This is a genomic window from Campylobacter sp. W0066.1, assembly GCF_024723635.1.
Classification (GTDB): domain Bacteria; phylum Campylobacterota; class Campylobacteria; order Campylobacterales; family Campylobacteraceae; genus Campylobacter_D; species Campylobacter_D lari_C.
Genome location: NZ_JANQCW010000004.1, coordinates 103570 through 117839, shown reverse-complemented (window position 1 = coordinate 117839; position 14270 = coordinate 103570). Strand labels below are relative to the sequence as shown.

Below are 14270 nucleotides of genomic sequence, written 5' to 3'. Positions count from 1 at the left end.
CTTTGGCTTATTTTAATTCTAAATTAATTTTATAGATAATTTCTTTCATACTTTTTTTGGTAATTTTGTAATAGAATTTTCTATTTTATTTATCTTATACATAAGCTAGACCTTTTTTAAATTTTATTAATGAATTTTACTAAAGTTTTTATATTTCATTATCATTTTTTTGATACATTTACACATTAAAATACTAAAAAAGGGAAATAATGAAAATTTTTGATATGGTAGTTATTGGTGCTGGCCCTGCAGGTATTGCAGCGGGAGTAGAAGCTAAAATAAAAAATAAAGAAGTTATTGTTTTAGAAAAAGCTGATGCGATTTGTCAAACCTTAGTAAAATTTTATAAAGAAGGCAAAAGAGTAGACAAAGCATATAAAGGTTGCGATAGCACAAATCACGGGCATATAAATTTTGAAGATGGAACTAGAGAAAGTACGATAGAAACTTTTCAAAATGCTATCAAAGAGCATAATCTTGAAGTAAAGCTTTCTAGTGAAGTTGAAAGTGTTAAAAAAGATGGAGAAAATTTCATCGTTAGCACTGCAAATGAAAATTATATTTGCAAAAATGCAGTTATTGCCATAGGTAGAATGGGCAAGCCAAATAAACCAAGCTATACTTTACCTATAACTTTAACAAAAATCATCAATTTTAATGCAAATTCAGCAAGCCAAGGTGAAAAAATCTTAGTTGTAGGTGGTGGAAATTCAGCAGCAGAATACGCTATAGATTTAGCTAAAAATAACGATGTGACGCTTTGCTATAGAAGAGAAACTTTCTCAAGATTAAACGATATTAATCTAGAAGATATTCAAAAAGCTTTTGAACAAGGTAGTGTAAAAGCAAAACTTGGCATAGATATAACTAGTATTGAAGATGAAAGTGGTAAAGCTAAAGTAAATTTCACTAATGACACAAATGAAATTTATGATCGTATTATTTATGCTATTGGGGGTTCAACTCCACTTGATTTCTTACAAAAATGCTCTATAGATGTTGATGAAAAAGGCGTGCCAAGCTTTGATGAAAATAAAGAAAGCAATGTAAAAGGATTATTTGTAGCAGGCGATATAGCGAGTAAAAACGGAGCTTCTATTGTAGTAGGTTTAAATGATTCATTTAAAATCTGCGATCATCTTTATAAATGCTAAAACTCTTTCAATATTCAAAAGGCTATCGCTATAATAACGATAGTCTTTTGCTTTTTGACTTTTTATCTAAATATAATTTAAAAGGAAATATCCTTGATATAGGATGTGGTTGTGGAATTTTAGGACTTTTGATAAAGCAAAAATTTCCAAATTCAAAAGTTTATCTACTAGATATCCAAGAGCAAAATATCAAACTAAGTTATAAAAATGCTAAAGAAAATAAACTTGAAATTCAAGGCATTTGTGAAGATTTTTTAAACTATAAAAGTGATGTAAAATTTGATTTTTTAATCTCTAATCCTCCATTTTATAAAAAAAATACACAAAAAAGCCAAGATTTACATTTATGTATATCAAGATATCAAGAATTTATGCCACTTGAGAAGATGCTTGCTAAAATAAATACTTTAATCAAACCAAATGGTAGTTTTTTTATGTGTTATGAGGCAAGTTTTATAGATGAAATTTGCGCTTATTTAAAACAATTTAAATTAAAACTAGTTTCACTTCAATGTGTTCATACTAATACACAAACTAATGCAAGACTTGTTTTAATGCATATTAAAAAAAATAGCAAAAGTCCTTGTGCGATAATGCCTACACTTTTTATGTATGAAAATGATGTTTTAAATCCAAAAATTAGTGAAATTTATGAAAATACAGGAACTGTAAGCTATGATGTGTGAAAAAGGTTTTGATTATTCTTTTGATGAAAGCGCTTGTGAAAAATGCGGCGGGAAGTGTTGCACTGGAGAAAGTGGGTATATCTATGCTAGCAAAGAAGAACTAGAAGCTATTGCTAGTTTTTTAAATTTAAGCTTTGAAGCCTTTAAAGAGCAATACCTCATCAAGGTTGGATTTAAATATAGCCTTAAAGAAGCAAAGCATGAAAATGGCTACCGTTGTATTTTTTTTGATACAATGTATAAAAAATGTTTAATTTACAAGCATAGACCAAAACAATGCAGAACTTTTCCATTTTGGGAGTATTTTAAAACACACAAAGAGGAGTTAAAAAAAGAATGTATAGGGGTTTGCTTTCACTAATTATAGTTTTTATCCTAACAAGCCTTGCTTTAGCTAAAGGTGAAGATAAAATCCTACAAGCACTTATTTATGAAGAGCATGGACAATTTCAAAAAGCATGTGATATTTATGCAAATTTATTTCATGAAAATAATGAAAGTATTTATTTGCAAAAGGCTTTACTTTTAGCTTTAAGTGCTAATTTAAAACAAAAAGATGAGCTTTTAAAAGCTTCTAAAGACTTTTTAGAACACACAGCCATTGCAAGATTAAATGCTTTATACTTTTTTGAAATAGGAGATTATAAACAAGCTGAAACCATACTTTATAAACTCATTAAAGAAGAACAAGATTATAGAAATTATGAAATATTAGGTGATATTTTTGCCAAAAAAGCTTTATATACTAAAGCTTTAGAGCAATACAATCTTGCTTATAAACTTTTTGAACATGAAAATTTATTACTTAAAATAGTTGAAATTAATATCAAAAATAAAAATATCAACCAAGCCAAAAAGGCCTTAGAAGAATTTGTAAAAAACTCACACTGTACCCTTAAAACATGCACCCTACTTTTAAAAATTTATCAAGAACAAAAAGATTATAAAGCAGGTATTCAAACCCTTGAAAAGCTATATAAACTTAACAATGATATTAAATACATCTACGCTATGATAGAATTACTAGTACAAGAAAAAAATTATACTCAGGCTCTAAATTTAACCCAAAAATATAACATAGATCCTGATACTAAAATTTTCTTATATACACAAACAAAAGATTATAAAAAAGCCTATGAAATAGCTTTAAAACACTATGAACTTAGCAAAGATAAAAAATATCTTTCTATGGCAGGGGTTTTAGAATTTGAAATTCATATGAATCCTAAAAGTAAAAAAGTCACGGATCCAAAAATTCTAGCTTCTATCATGAAAAAATTTGAACAAAGCGTAGATGTACGCAGTGATGCTTTATATCAAAACTACTATGGCTATGCCTTGATTGAATATGATATTGATATAGCCAAAGGTATAGAGCTAGTAGGCTGGGCGCTTGAACAAGAACCACAGAATCTTTACTATCTTGATTCTTTAGCTTGGGGGTATTATAAACTTAAAGATTGCAAAAAGGCTTATGAAATTTTGCAAAAAACACTGCATGATAAAGAATTTTCAAGCTCAGATGAAAGCAAAGAGCATTTAAAGGCCATCGAAAAATGTTTAAAACAATAGATTTAAAAAATCATTTTTCAAAAACACAAAAAATTCTTGAAAGTAAAAAAGAAATTTTTCCTTATGATATGTTAGGTAGAAGTCTAGCTTCTAATGCCTTTTATCCTAAAGATATTTATACACTTTTACTTGAAGGAAATCTTTCACATTTTTTATATTCTAAAGATTTAAATTTTAATCATGAAAATTTTGATGCCATCATCTTGCCAACAAGCCCTTTGCTTCATCAAGACATACAAAATTTAAGTCTTTTTAGACGCTATCATGAAAAACCTATTGTGCAATTTGATTTTATTTTTGATGAATATCAAATTTTAGAAAGCTTAGTATATGGGGCTGATGCATTTATTGTATTTCCTAAAATGCTAAAAACTATGCAACTAAAAAAACTTTATAATTTTGCAATACATCTTGGTTTAGAGGCTATTTTTTACCTTGAAAGCAAAAGCGATCTTAATAATGCTATTTTAGCTGGAGCTAGAATTTTTTTATTAGAAGATGAAAAGCTATTACCTTTGATACCAAAAAATAAAGCTCTTATAAGTAAAAATATTAAAAATCTACATGCTTGCATAAAGGAGAGTTGATGGAGTATTTATACGCACCTTGGAGGGATGTATATTTTAACAATAAAGATAAAAATTTTTGCCCTTTTTGTCATTGTAAGCATGAACTTAATGAAGATGAAAAACTTGGGGTGATTTTTAGAGCTAAAGAATGTTTTGGCATTATGAATAAGTACCCTTATAGTCCAGGTCATTTTATGATTATCCCTTATGAGCATTTAGAAAATATAGAAGATTTAAGCGCTGATACATGGCTAGAAATTAGCCATTTTGTACGTATTGGAGTTAAAATTTTAAAAGAAAACTTTCACGCTAAGGGTGTTAATATAGGTATGAATTTAGGCAGTGCAGCAGGAGCTGGCATAGCACCACATTGTCATTATCATTTAATCCCAAGATGGCAAGGGGATACAAATTTTATCACTACCATAGGACAAACTAGAGTTTGCGGGAGCGATTTGGAAAAAGTTTATATTACCTTATGTAAAGCTTTTAAAGACTATGTATAAAGAAGTTGATTTTGAAAATTTTTTAAAATTTAATTTTGATCTTTTAATTGACGCAAGAAGCCCTAAAGAATACAAACTTGCTCATATAAAATCTGCACAAAATTACTACGCACTCAATGATAATGAATTTGAAGAAATAGGCACACTTTATAAGAAAAACAAAGGCTTAGCTAAAGCAAAAGGCGCAAGTTATATTTGTAAAAATATGAGCGAGCATATTAATAAAATTTATCAAAATTATAAAATAGGCTCTTTGGTGGGAATTTATTGCGCAAGAGGTGGTAAAAGATCAAAAGCTATTGCTTTAATTTTAGCTGAACTTGGCTATAGGGTTGTAAGATTAGAAGGTGGATATAAAGCTTATAGAAGTTATGTGAGTGAGTTTTTTAGAAAAGATTTAAATATTGAGTTTTTATGTCTTTGTGGTAATACAGCAAGTGGCAAAAGTGATTTAATCCAAACTTTAGATAATGCTTTAAATTTAGAAAAACTAGCCAACCATCAAGGATCAAGTTTTGGTAAAATTTATGGAGAACAACCAAGCCAAAAAGCTTTTGAAGATGAATTGTTTTATTTTTTAAAAGATTATACTTATAAAACTTGTTTTATAGAAGCTGAAAGCAGACAAATTGGAAATTTAACTATCCCGCTAAATTTATACAATAGCATGCAAAAAGCTAAGAAAATTTGGTGTGAATGTGACACGAATTTACGCATTCAAAGAGTTTTAAAAAACTATACTCCAATGGATAAAAAAGTATTTTATCAATGTGTTGAAAAAATATCACCTTATATCAGCAAGGATTTTAAATTAAGACTTTGTCAAAATTATGAAGAAAACAATTTAGAACTTTGTGTAAAAATGCTTTTTGAATATTATGATAAAGTATATAAAAAACCTTCAAAAATTGATTATTTTATCAATAGTTCTAATTTAGATGAAGCTAAAAAACATCTTATGAGTTTAAACTCATAAGATTGTGTTTACAAAGATAATAAAAATAATACTTGAAAGAATTCCAGCAACTGGTAAAGTAATCACCCATGCTAAACCAATAGGTTTCATCATAGCCCATTTAGCATTTTTATTAAATACCCCTATACCTAAAATAGCACCGATTAAAATATGGGTTGAGCTAACTGGAATTCCAAGTTGGGTAGCTAAAAGTATAACAATACTTGCGCCAAGTTCAGCACTAAAGCCTGTTGTTGGTTTAATTTCAGCAAGTTTTGAACCCACAGTTTGAATAACTTCTTTACCCAAAAACCAAAGTCCAATAACTAAAGCTATACCAAACATAAGCATTACAGCAAAAGGAACTGGTGAGCTAGGATTAATGGTGTTGTTTTTAAGTACATCTAAAATAGCAGCAAATGGTCCAAGAGCATTAGCTATATCATTAGCTCCATGTGAAAAAGCAAAACTTGAAGCAGTAAAAATTTGAAACCATGAAAAAATCTTTTCTATAGTCTTATTAACCTGAGTTTTTTTCATCAACCTCACAACTGCTAAAGTAACAATATAAGCAAAAATAGAAATGATCGAAACTATCCATAAATTTTGCATTACATCTAAAGTAGAAACATTATTTAAACCCTTAAATAAAAACATAGAAGCAATAGTCAATGCACCTACACCTGCTATTAAAGGAACATGAAATTTCATTCTTGAGAAAACATCTATGTTTTTTTCTTTTTCTTTTAACTCTTTGATTTTTAACTTATATTCACTTCTTTTTTCATCATCATCTAAAACAATAGCACTAAGTTCTTTGATTTGCTCTTCTTGGCTTTTGTTTTTTAAATTTTTAAAATATTCTTCTTTAAATGCTTTTTTTTCTTTTTTAATTTCTTTTACCACAAGAGTTATTTCTTCTGATGGCTTTAGGATTTTTTTATAAATATAAGCATAAATTAAATACGCCACAAGCCCACCAAGCAAAGGCGAAATAATCCAACTCATAGCTATTTTATAAATACCATTCCAATTTACCATAGATAATGCTTGATCTTGATCAAAAAATACAAAGCCCATAGCAATACTTGAACCTACAATACCTCCTATAATACTATGAGTGGTAGAAACTGGAAGTCCTTTTTTGGTCGCCACAAAAAGCCAAATTCCTGAACTTAATAAAGCTGAGAGCATTACGCATACAAATACCATAGGATTAATTCCATCAGGTAAAACTACTATACCACTTCTTATAGTATTTGTTACTTCCCCGCCTGCAAACACAGCCCCGCTTAATTCAAATACCGCTGCAATAATCAAAGCTTGTTTTATAGTAACTGTTTTAGCACCCACACTAGTACCAAATGAATTTGCTACATCATTACCACCAACATTAAAGGCCATAAAAATACCAAATACACTAGCAAGGATAAATAATATCATGGAATTATTAGGAATATAATTATACCCCCAAACAAAAAAGCATAAAACACTCACAATAAAAATAAAAAATGCAATAGCATTATCTTTACTCAAGCATTCTCCTTAAGAATTTATTTTAATGAATTAATTTTAGTAACTTTTACTTAGTTTTTTCTTTGATCTTTAAAAATTGCAAAGCAGATTTCACTGCTTGCATATAACTTTGTAAATTAATTTTTTCATTTTTATAAGCCCTATCATAAGCTGTACCATGATCAACGCTAGTGCGAATTATAGGTAAATTTAAACTTACATTGATACTTTTTTCAAAATACAAAGCCTTTAAAGGAGCTAAGCCTACATCATGGTACATACTCACTAAATACTTGCATTTACTTAGTGCAAAAGGGGTAAAAGCGCTATCAGCCACCAAAGGCTCACTTAAATAAGTATTTTCCTTACAAGAAAGTTCTTTTTCTTTTTGACTTAAAAAATCTTCATTTTCTAAATTTTGCAAATTCAACGCGTAATCTTTTAAAAATACATTTGCCATTCTTATAGCTTTTTTTATTTCCCTCTCTTCTTCTCCACCTATTACACCATTATCACTTGCATGAGGGTTAAAACTTAAAACACCAATTTTCTCAAATAAAGTGCATTGATAAAAATTAATTAAAAATTGCGCAAGTTTAAAAGCCTTAATCTCTTTATAAACATCTCTTAAAGCCATATGCTCAGTATATAAAGCCACAAAAAGCTCATCACACCCTAACATCATAATAGCATCTTGTTTGAAAAAATCTCTTAGTGCCTCAGTATGACCTTTATAACTCACTCCCCCCATTTGCCAAGTCTTTTTATTAATCGGTAAAGTTACCAAAGCATCTAAAAACAAATGCGTGCAATAACTAGCTCCTTCAAAACTTAAAAAAGAATAAACCCCACTTTTAGCGTCTAAATTCGCAGGATTTAACTCAAAATCAAAATCAATAATTTTACTAGCTTGATATGAAAACTCATAAATTAAAAAATTTTCTTTTTCTTCTTTAAAAGCAAAATGTGGTTTTAAAGCATTAGAAATTTCTACTAAATTGATTTTAGATTTAGGATTTATTTTCAAAAGCTTACTTGCTTTTTGAAATAATTCATAATGTACAAAATAATATGGCTCACAAATTTTTACTAGTTCATCATGACAAGATAATAAAATTTGCATACCTATACCATTTAAATCTCCTATGCTAATAGCAATTTTTTTCATCTTTTAATCAAAGCTTTCATTTGCAATATAGCTTTTTCTAAGCCCACAAAAACCGATCTTGCTACTATACTTTGGCCTATATTTAACTCTTCTATTTCTAAAATATCTACGATATTTTTTACATTTTTATAATTAAGCCCATGACCAGCTGCTACTCTTAAATTTAAACTCTTAGCCAAACTTGCACTTTGTCTTAATCTTTGGAGTTCATTTTCTAAAAGCTTTTTGAGTTCATTTTTACTTAAAATTAATTCAGGCAATGCATAAGAAGTTTGATTGATATTGGTATATAGTGCATTATGAATATTAGCATACAAGCCTGTATGAAGCTCTATAAAATCAGCATTTAAAGAAGATGATTTTTTGATATCTTCTAAATTTGGATCAATAAATAAAGAAACTTCGATTTGCTCTTGTTTTAAAGCATTAATGGTTTCTTGTAATTTTTCATTATCTAAATTTAAACCGCCTTCTGTTGTGAGTTCTTGTCTTTTTTCAGGTACTAAAGTAACGCGCGAGGGTTTGTATTTTAAAGCATATTCTATCATATTAATAGAACATTCTAAATTCACTACACATTTGCAATATTTTAAGATACTTTCTAAATCAAACTCATTAGCATGGCGACGATCTTCTCTTACATGGATAGTGATTTGATCAGCTAAATTTGCACTCAAAAACGCAGCTTCAAGTAAATCAGGATCATTTACTTTTCTAGCTTCTCTTAAAACTGCTATATGATCGATATTAACCCCTAAAAGCATAAGTTTTCCTTATAAGTTTTTTGCTATTATACTTTAAATTTTTTAAGGAGAGCTAGTGCTAGGTATTGATATGGGTTCAAATACATTAAGAGCTGTTTTAATGGATGAGAATTTTAATAAATTAAAAAGCGAAGAATTTATCATAGGCGCAGCTAAAAATATGCAAAATGACACCATTAGCGATGAAGCCATAGAAAGAATTTTTAGCGCTTTAAAAATCTTAAAAGAAAAAAATTATGATTTAAGTCAAGCCAAAGCAGTCGCCACAGCTGCTTTTAGAAAAGCAAAAAATACTGAGTTTATTTTTGAAAAAATTCAAAAAGAATTTAAACTTGATATAAAATTAATCGATGCAAAAACCGAAGCAAAACTAAGTATTTTAGGTATGCAAGAGCGTCTTAAAGCTCTTAAGCTTTTTAGAAAAGACCTAAACTATTGTGATTTAGGCGGTGCTTCTTGTGAAATTTCAAATGATAAGTTTAGTAAAAGTTATGATTTTGGAATCATTAGTTTTTATGAAAGAATGCATTTTAAAGCCATAAAATCAAGTGCTTATGTAAGATTTTTAAAAAAATATCCTCAAAATCTTGCACGTATTAAAGATGAAAAATTAAAAATTCATCTAAGCCCCTATCCTACACATCTAAAACAACTTGTCTTAAAAGCTTTTAATCTTAGTAAAGATATAAAATTAAAAGGAAATTTTTTCATATTAAATTCAGGAGTACCTACCACACTTTGTGCTTATAAACAAAACATAAAATACAAAGATTACCTAGAAGAAAATGTAAATGGCAAAATACTCAAACGCAAAGATTTTTTTGATTTTGCTTTAAAAATTTGGAATTTAGAACAAGAAAAAGCTAAAATTTATCTTGGGGAAAATAGAAAAAAATACCTCATAGCAGGCTCAATGATACTTTTTGCTTTATTTAATAAGCAAAAGCTCATTGTAATTGATGATGGTGTTAGAGAAGGTGTGTGTATAGCACATTTTAAAAATATCAAATTTTAAAGGAGAAAAAATGGGTTTAAAAGATCAAATTTTAGAAGATATTAAAGAAGCTATGCGTAATAAAGATGATTTTAAAAGAAACACTTTAAGAACGCTTAATGCTAGCTTTAAACAAATAGAAGTTGATGAGAGAATTACGCTTAGTGATGAAAGAATATATAAAATCATTGCAAGCGAGATTAAAAAACGAAATGAAGCAGCTTTGGCTTTTTCTAAAGGCTCTAGAGAAGATTTAGCACAAAAAGAACTCCAAGAAGTAGCTATTTTAAGTGCTTATTTACCAAAACAACTTAGCGATGAGGAATTAGAAAATGAGCTAAAAAAACTTATAGATAAATTACAAATTAGCTCTTTAAAAGAACAAGGTATTTTGATGAAAGAAGCTAAAGCAGCTTTTGGCGCAAGCGTTGATGGTAAAAGACTTAATGAAATGGTAAGAAAGCTTTTAGCATGAAAAAAGTTTTAACACTTTGCGCCTTAGCTTTAAGCTCTTTTGCTTATACTCAATATGAATTGCATCCTAGTTTTAAGTCATATTTTAAAGAATGCTCTTTATTGATGGATAAATATTATTATATTAATTGTTATGATTATAATTATAAAGGCACTAAGGCTATTGCTTATAAACTAGAAGCTAAAATTTTAAATCAAGGACACATCAAAAAACGCCCAAGATTTCAAGAAGATACAAATATACCTAAAAAATACAGAACTTATTGGGAGGATTATCTAAGAAGTGGTTATACAAGAGGGCATGTCGTGCCAAATCAATCCATGAATGCGACCCCACAAGCCCAACTTAGCACTTTTTTAATGAGCAATATCACCCCGCAAAAAAAAGATATTAATGCAGAAATTTGGAATGAAATCGAACAAAGAGAAAGATATTTAGCAAAGAAAAATAAAGAATTAGAAGTCTTAAATTTAGTACTTTATGATGATAAGCCAAAACGCATTAAAAACAACATAGCCATTCCTAGTTTTTATGTCAAAATTCTTAAGGCTAAAAATTTCAGCGAATGTTATAAAGTGCCAAATAATGATAATTTTGCAAGATTTGATAGAAATTATTTTAAGGAAGATTGTAAAAAATATATTGATTAAACTAGAAGCCTTGTTGCTTCTAGTTTAGTTTTTACTCAACTTCAGCATCGATTACATCATCGTCTTTTTTCTTTTGAGCGTTTGGTTCTTCTTTTTTATACATATTTTCTGCTAATTTATGAGAAACTTCACTTAAAGCTTTCATTTTGCCTTCGATTTCTTCTTTAGAAGCATTAGCATTTTTCAATATCTCTTTTAACTCATCTAAAGCTTTTTGAATATTTGCTTTATCATCATCGCCTACTTTATCTCCAAGCTCACTTAAAGATTTTTCTACTTGATGTACTAAACTATCAGCAGCATTTCTAGCTTCTACTGCTTCTTTGCGTTTTCTATCTTCTTCTTTGTGTAGCTCTGCATCTTTTACCATGTTATTGATCTCTTCTTCACTTAGTCCACTTGAACCTGTGATTTTAATCTCTTGAGCTTTACCTGTAGCTTTATCTTTTGCACTAACTGTTAAAATACCATTTGCATCAATATCAAAAGTTACTTCAATTTGTGGCATACCGCGAGGCGCTGGTGGAATTCCTTCAAGATTGAAATTTCCTAAAGATTTATTATCACGGCTAAATTCTCTCTCACCTTGTAAAACATTGATAGTAACTGCGCTTTGATTATCTTCAGCAGTTGAGAAAACCTGTTCTTTTTTAGTTGGTATAGTTGTACCTTTTTCAATGATTTTAGTCATCACACCACCTAAAGTTTCAATACCCAAAGAAAGTGGAGTAACATCAAGCAATAATACATCTTTAACATCACCTTTAATAACCGCACCTTGAATTGCCGCACCTATTGCAACAACTTCATCAGGATTTACTGATTTATTAAGCTCTTTTCCAAAAGCTTTTTTAACTTCTTCTTGTACCAGTGGAACACGGGTAGAACCACCCACCATAACGATTTCTTTTACTTCGCTTTTATCAAGCCCTGCATCTTTTACTACTTCGTTAATCTTACTAATAGTTTCAGCAACTAAGCCATCAATCATACTTTCAAATTTAGCTCTTGTTAGAGTTTTAGTTAAGTGTTTTGGACCACTTGCATCAGCTGTGATAAATGGTAAATTAATATTAGTTTCATTAGCTGAACTTAATTCTTTTTTAGCATTTTCAGCTGCTTCTTTTAATCTTTGTAAAGCCATTACATCGTTTTTAAGATCAATACCTGTTTCATCTTTAAACTCATTTGCTAAAAAGTCGATTAACTTATTATCAAAATCATCGCCACCTAAAAATGCATTACCACCGGTTGCTAAAACTTCTACAACATTATCACCTGTTTCAAGCACAGTAACATCAAATGTACCACCACCTAAATCATAAACTACAATTTTTTCACTTTCTTTTTTATCAAGTCCATACGCCAAAGCTGCTGCAGTTGGTTCATTGATAATTCTTAATACATTTAATCCTGCAATTTGTCCTGCTTCTTTTGTAGCTTTTCTTTGTGCATCATTAAAATACGCTGGAACAGTAATAACCGCATCTTCTACTTTCTCGCCCAAGAAAGCTTCTGCATCTTCTTTTAATTTCATTAAAACTTTTGCTGAAATTTCTTGTGGAGTATAAATTTTACCTGCTATTTCAATCGCACAAGCCCCATTTCTTTCTGTGATATGATAAGGTAAGCGATTTTTAGCTTCTTTTGCTGCTTCTTCATTGATCATTAAACCCATAATTCTTTTTATAGAATAAATAGTTTTTTCAGGATTAGTAACCGCTTGACGCTTAGCGCTATCTCCAACTAAAACTTCACCTTTATCTGTAAAAGCAACTACTGAAGGAGTAGTGTTTTTACCTTCTTTATTTGGGATAACTTTACTCTCACCTCTTTCATACACGCTCACACAAGAATTTGTTGTACCTAAATCTATACCTATAACTTTTGCCATTTTTTATCCTTTTTATTAAATTTTATTTTGCAACACTAACTTTTGCTGATCTAATCACTCTATCATTCATCATATAGCCCTTTTGTAAAAGCTGGACAATATGATTGCTTTCATAATCAGCACTTTCAACATGAAACATCGCTTCATGTAAATTTGGATCAAACTCACCATCTGCTTCTATTACTTTAACCATATGTTTTTCAAGTTTTTTCAAAAGCAAGTCTAAAGTGTTTTGAACCCCTTCTTTGATTTTCAAACTTATTTCATCATTAGCTTCTACATTAATAGCCGCCTCTAATGCATCAACTACATCAAGCAAATCTTTTGCAAAACTTTCATTTGCATAAATTGTTGCTGAAATTTTTTCTTTTTCCATTCTTTTTTTGATATTTTCAAATTCAGCATTTGCTCTTAAATAAGTATCTTTTAACTCATTATACTCTGCTTGAAGTTTTTCTAATTCATTGTTTTGACTTTCTGAATTTTCCACTGCTTCTTCTTGCATTTGCTCATTTTGCTTTTCTTCGCTCACGCAGCCTCCTTTATAATATTTAGCATTGTTTTAAAATCAGAATACACACTACCGGCAAAAACCACATTAGATTCTTTACCTAAAAATGTACTCTTAAGCTTTAACCCCATAAAACCCTCTTCAAACAAAGGATCAAATTGCAATTTATCATTAAAATAAAATCCAATTTGAGGAGATAAAAGCTTAGCAAATTCATCATTTTGATAAATTTGATAAGCCTTACTCTCATTATATCTATAATAAACCATAGCTTCTTTTAGCACGACAATTTTTTCCAATAACTCTTTAAACTCAACTCTAAAAGCTAAATTTTCAATACTTTTTAGATCAAGCCCTATAAGTCTTTGCAAGAAAATCAAACTATCTTGGCTAAATCTTAAAACCAACTCATTTTGTCCAAAATCAAGTATGATAAATTTATCATTAACCTTAGTAATATCTTGCAAAATAAGCTCATCACCACCATAAACTAAGGTATAAATTTCAAACTTATCAAGCAAAAACTCTAGCAAAGCAAGATCATTAATTACAATCTCATTTTCGCAAAGTTGCTCATACCAATAAGCCTTCATAGCACTAAAAGTTGGTATGCGACCACTGCTAATATGAAGTTGTGTTAATACACCCTCATCGCTTAATTTTTTAAAATAAACTCTTATAGTAGAAGCAGGTATGCTAACTTTATGATTTAACTCATTAGAACCCACAGGATTATTACCCTCTAGATAGGTCTCAATGATGGTTTTTAAAATTAAATCTTTTTTACTATAAGACTTCACTACAAAACCTTAGTTTTTTATTTTAGCACTCAATGTTTTTAAGTGACAAAATAATTA

At 29.3% G+C, this 14270-nt stretch carries 16 protein-coding genes; 10 read left to right on the top strand and 6 right to left on the bottom strand.

Annotated elements, in window-relative coordinates:
* Positions 1 to 209 precede the first annotated feature (209 nt).
* The 7 genes from CAMP18497_RS02765 to mnmH are packed head-to-tail and all read left to right on the top strand — an operon-like array spanning position 210 to position 5463.
* The gene (locus tag CAMP18497_RS02765; RefSeq protein WP_214114761.1) at positions 210 to 1154 is read left to right on the top strand and encodes an NAD(P)-binding domain-containing protein; all 945 of its coding nucleotides are present in this window, start codon (positions 210 to 212) and stop codon (positions 1152 to 1154) included.
* A complete protein-coding gene (locus CAMP18497_RS02760) occupies positions 1148 to 1840 on the top strand; it encodes a tRNA1(Val) (adenine(37)-N6)-methyltransferase (protein WP_337212394.1) in 693 nt (230 codons plus the stop codon). Before CAMP18497_RS02765 ends, CAMP18497_RS02760 begins: the two co-directional genes overlap by 7 nt.
* The gene (locus CAMP18497_RS02755) at positions 1830 to 2201 is read left to right on the top strand and encodes a YkgJ family cysteine cluster protein (RefSeq protein ID WP_337212393.1); all 372 of its coding nucleotides are present in this window, start codon (positions 1830 to 1832) and stop codon (positions 2199 to 2201) included. The genes CAMP18497_RS02760 and CAMP18497_RS02755 overlap by 11 nt, the downstream gene beginning before the upstream one ends.
* The gene (locus CAMP18497_RS02750) at positions 2177 to 3412 is read left to right on the top strand and encodes a tetratricopeptide repeat protein (RefSeq protein WP_337212392.1); all 1236 of its coding nucleotides are present in this window, start codon (positions 2177 to 2179) and stop codon (positions 3410 to 3412) included. The genes CAMP18497_RS02755 and CAMP18497_RS02750 overlap by 25 nt, the downstream gene beginning before the upstream one ends.
* Positions 3397 to 3999 (top strand): indole-3-glycerol-phosphate synthase TrpC, encoded by a 603-nt coding sequence (locus CAMP18497_RS02745; protein WP_261544818.1) that lies wholly within the window; start codon positions 3397 to 3399, stop codon positions 3997 to 3999. Before CAMP18497_RS02750 ends, CAMP18497_RS02745 begins: the two co-directional genes overlap by 16 nt.
* Positions 3999 to 4487, top strand: a complete 489-nt coding sequence (locus tag CAMP18497_RS02740) for an HIT family hydrolase, FHIT branch (protein WP_039628407.1) — start codon at positions 3999 to 4001, stop codon at positions 4485 to 4487. Before CAMP18497_RS02745 ends, CAMP18497_RS02740 begins: the two co-directional genes overlap by 1 nt.
* Complete coding sequence (gene mnmH, locus CAMP18497_RS02735) at positions 4480 to 5463, top strand: tRNA 2-selenouridine(34) synthase MnmH (RefSeq protein WP_337212391.1); 984 nt, start codon at positions 4480 to 4482, stop codon at positions 5461 to 5463. The genes CAMP18497_RS02740 and mnmH overlap by 8 nt, the downstream gene beginning before the upstream one ends.
* Here mnmH and CAMP18497_RS02730 read toward each other — a convergent pair.
* From CAMP18497_RS02730 to CAMP18497_RS02720, 3 genes are read right to left on the bottom strand one after another with little or no spacing between them, the layout of a single operon-like run.
* Positions 5458 to 6978: an inorganic phosphate transporter gene (locus CAMP18497_RS02730; protein WP_337212390.1), complete on the bottom strand. Its 1521-nt coding sequence runs from the start codon at positions 6976 to 6978 to the stop codon at positions 5458 to 5460. The two genes, mnmH and CAMP18497_RS02730, sit on opposite strands and share 6 nt — an antisense overlap.
* A gap of 46 nt (positions 6979 to 7024) precedes the next feature.
* Positions 7025 to 8125, bottom strand: coding sequence for a 4-hydroxythreonine-4-phosphate dehydrogenase (pdxA, locus tag CAMP18497_RS02725; protein WP_337212389.1), 1101 nt, complete (start codon positions 8123 to 8125; stop codon positions 7025 to 7027).
* Positions 8122 to 8889: a pyridoxine 5'-phosphate synthase gene (locus CAMP18497_RS02720; RefSeq protein WP_263677545.1), complete on the bottom strand. Its 768-nt coding sequence runs from the start codon at positions 8887 to 8889 to the stop codon at positions 8122 to 8124. Before CAMP18497_RS02720 ends, pdxA begins: the two co-directional genes overlap by 4 nt.
* 55 nt (positions 8890 to 8944) lie before the next feature.
* Between CAMP18497_RS02720 and CAMP18497_RS02715 the strand changes: the two genes are divergently transcribed.
* From CAMP18497_RS02715 to CAMP18497_RS02705, 3 genes are read left to right on the top strand one after another with little or no spacing between them, the layout of a single operon-like run.
* Positions 8945 to 9904, top strand: a complete 960-nt coding sequence (locus CAMP18497_RS02715; RefSeq protein ID WP_263677544.1) for a Ppx/GppA phosphatase family protein — start codon at positions 8945 to 8947, stop codon at positions 9902 to 9904.
* Between the two features lie 10 nt (positions 9905 to 9914).
* Entirely contained in the window at positions 9915 to 10358 is a 444-nt protein-coding gene (locus CAMP18497_RS02710) for a GatB/YqeY domain-containing protein (protein ID WP_263677542.1), read from the top strand.
* Positions 10355 to 11008: a DNA/RNA non-specific endonuclease gene (locus tag CAMP18497_RS02705; protein WP_263677541.1), complete on the top strand. Its 654-nt coding sequence runs from the start codon at positions 10355 to 10357 to the stop codon at positions 11006 to 11008. The genes CAMP18497_RS02710 and CAMP18497_RS02705 overlap by 4 nt, the downstream gene beginning before the upstream one ends.
* A gap of 31 nt (positions 11009 to 11039) precedes the next feature.
* Here the strand turns inward: CAMP18497_RS02705 and dnaK are convergent, their stop codons facing one another.
* From dnaK to CAMP18497_RS02690, 3 genes are read right to left on the bottom strand one after another with little or no spacing between them, the layout of a single operon-like run.
* Complete coding sequence (gene dnaK, locus CAMP18497_RS02700) at positions 11040 to 12902, bottom strand: molecular chaperone DnaK (protein WP_263677540.1); 1863 nt, start codon at positions 12900 to 12902, stop codon at positions 11040 to 11042.
* A 22-nt stretch (positions 12903 to 12924) separates the two neighbouring features.
* Positions 12925 to 13434: a nucleotide exchange factor GrpE gene (gene grpE / locus CAMP18497_RS02695; protein WP_263677538.1), complete on the bottom strand. Its 510-nt coding sequence runs from the start codon at positions 13432 to 13434 to the stop codon at positions 12925 to 12927.
* Entirely contained in the window at positions 13431 to 14213 is a 783-nt protein-coding gene (locus tag CAMP18497_RS02690) for an HrcA family transcriptional regulator (protein WP_263677536.1), read from the bottom strand. Before CAMP18497_RS02690 ends, grpE begins: the two co-directional genes overlap by 4 nt.
* Positions 14214 to 14270 lie beyond the last annotated feature (57 nt).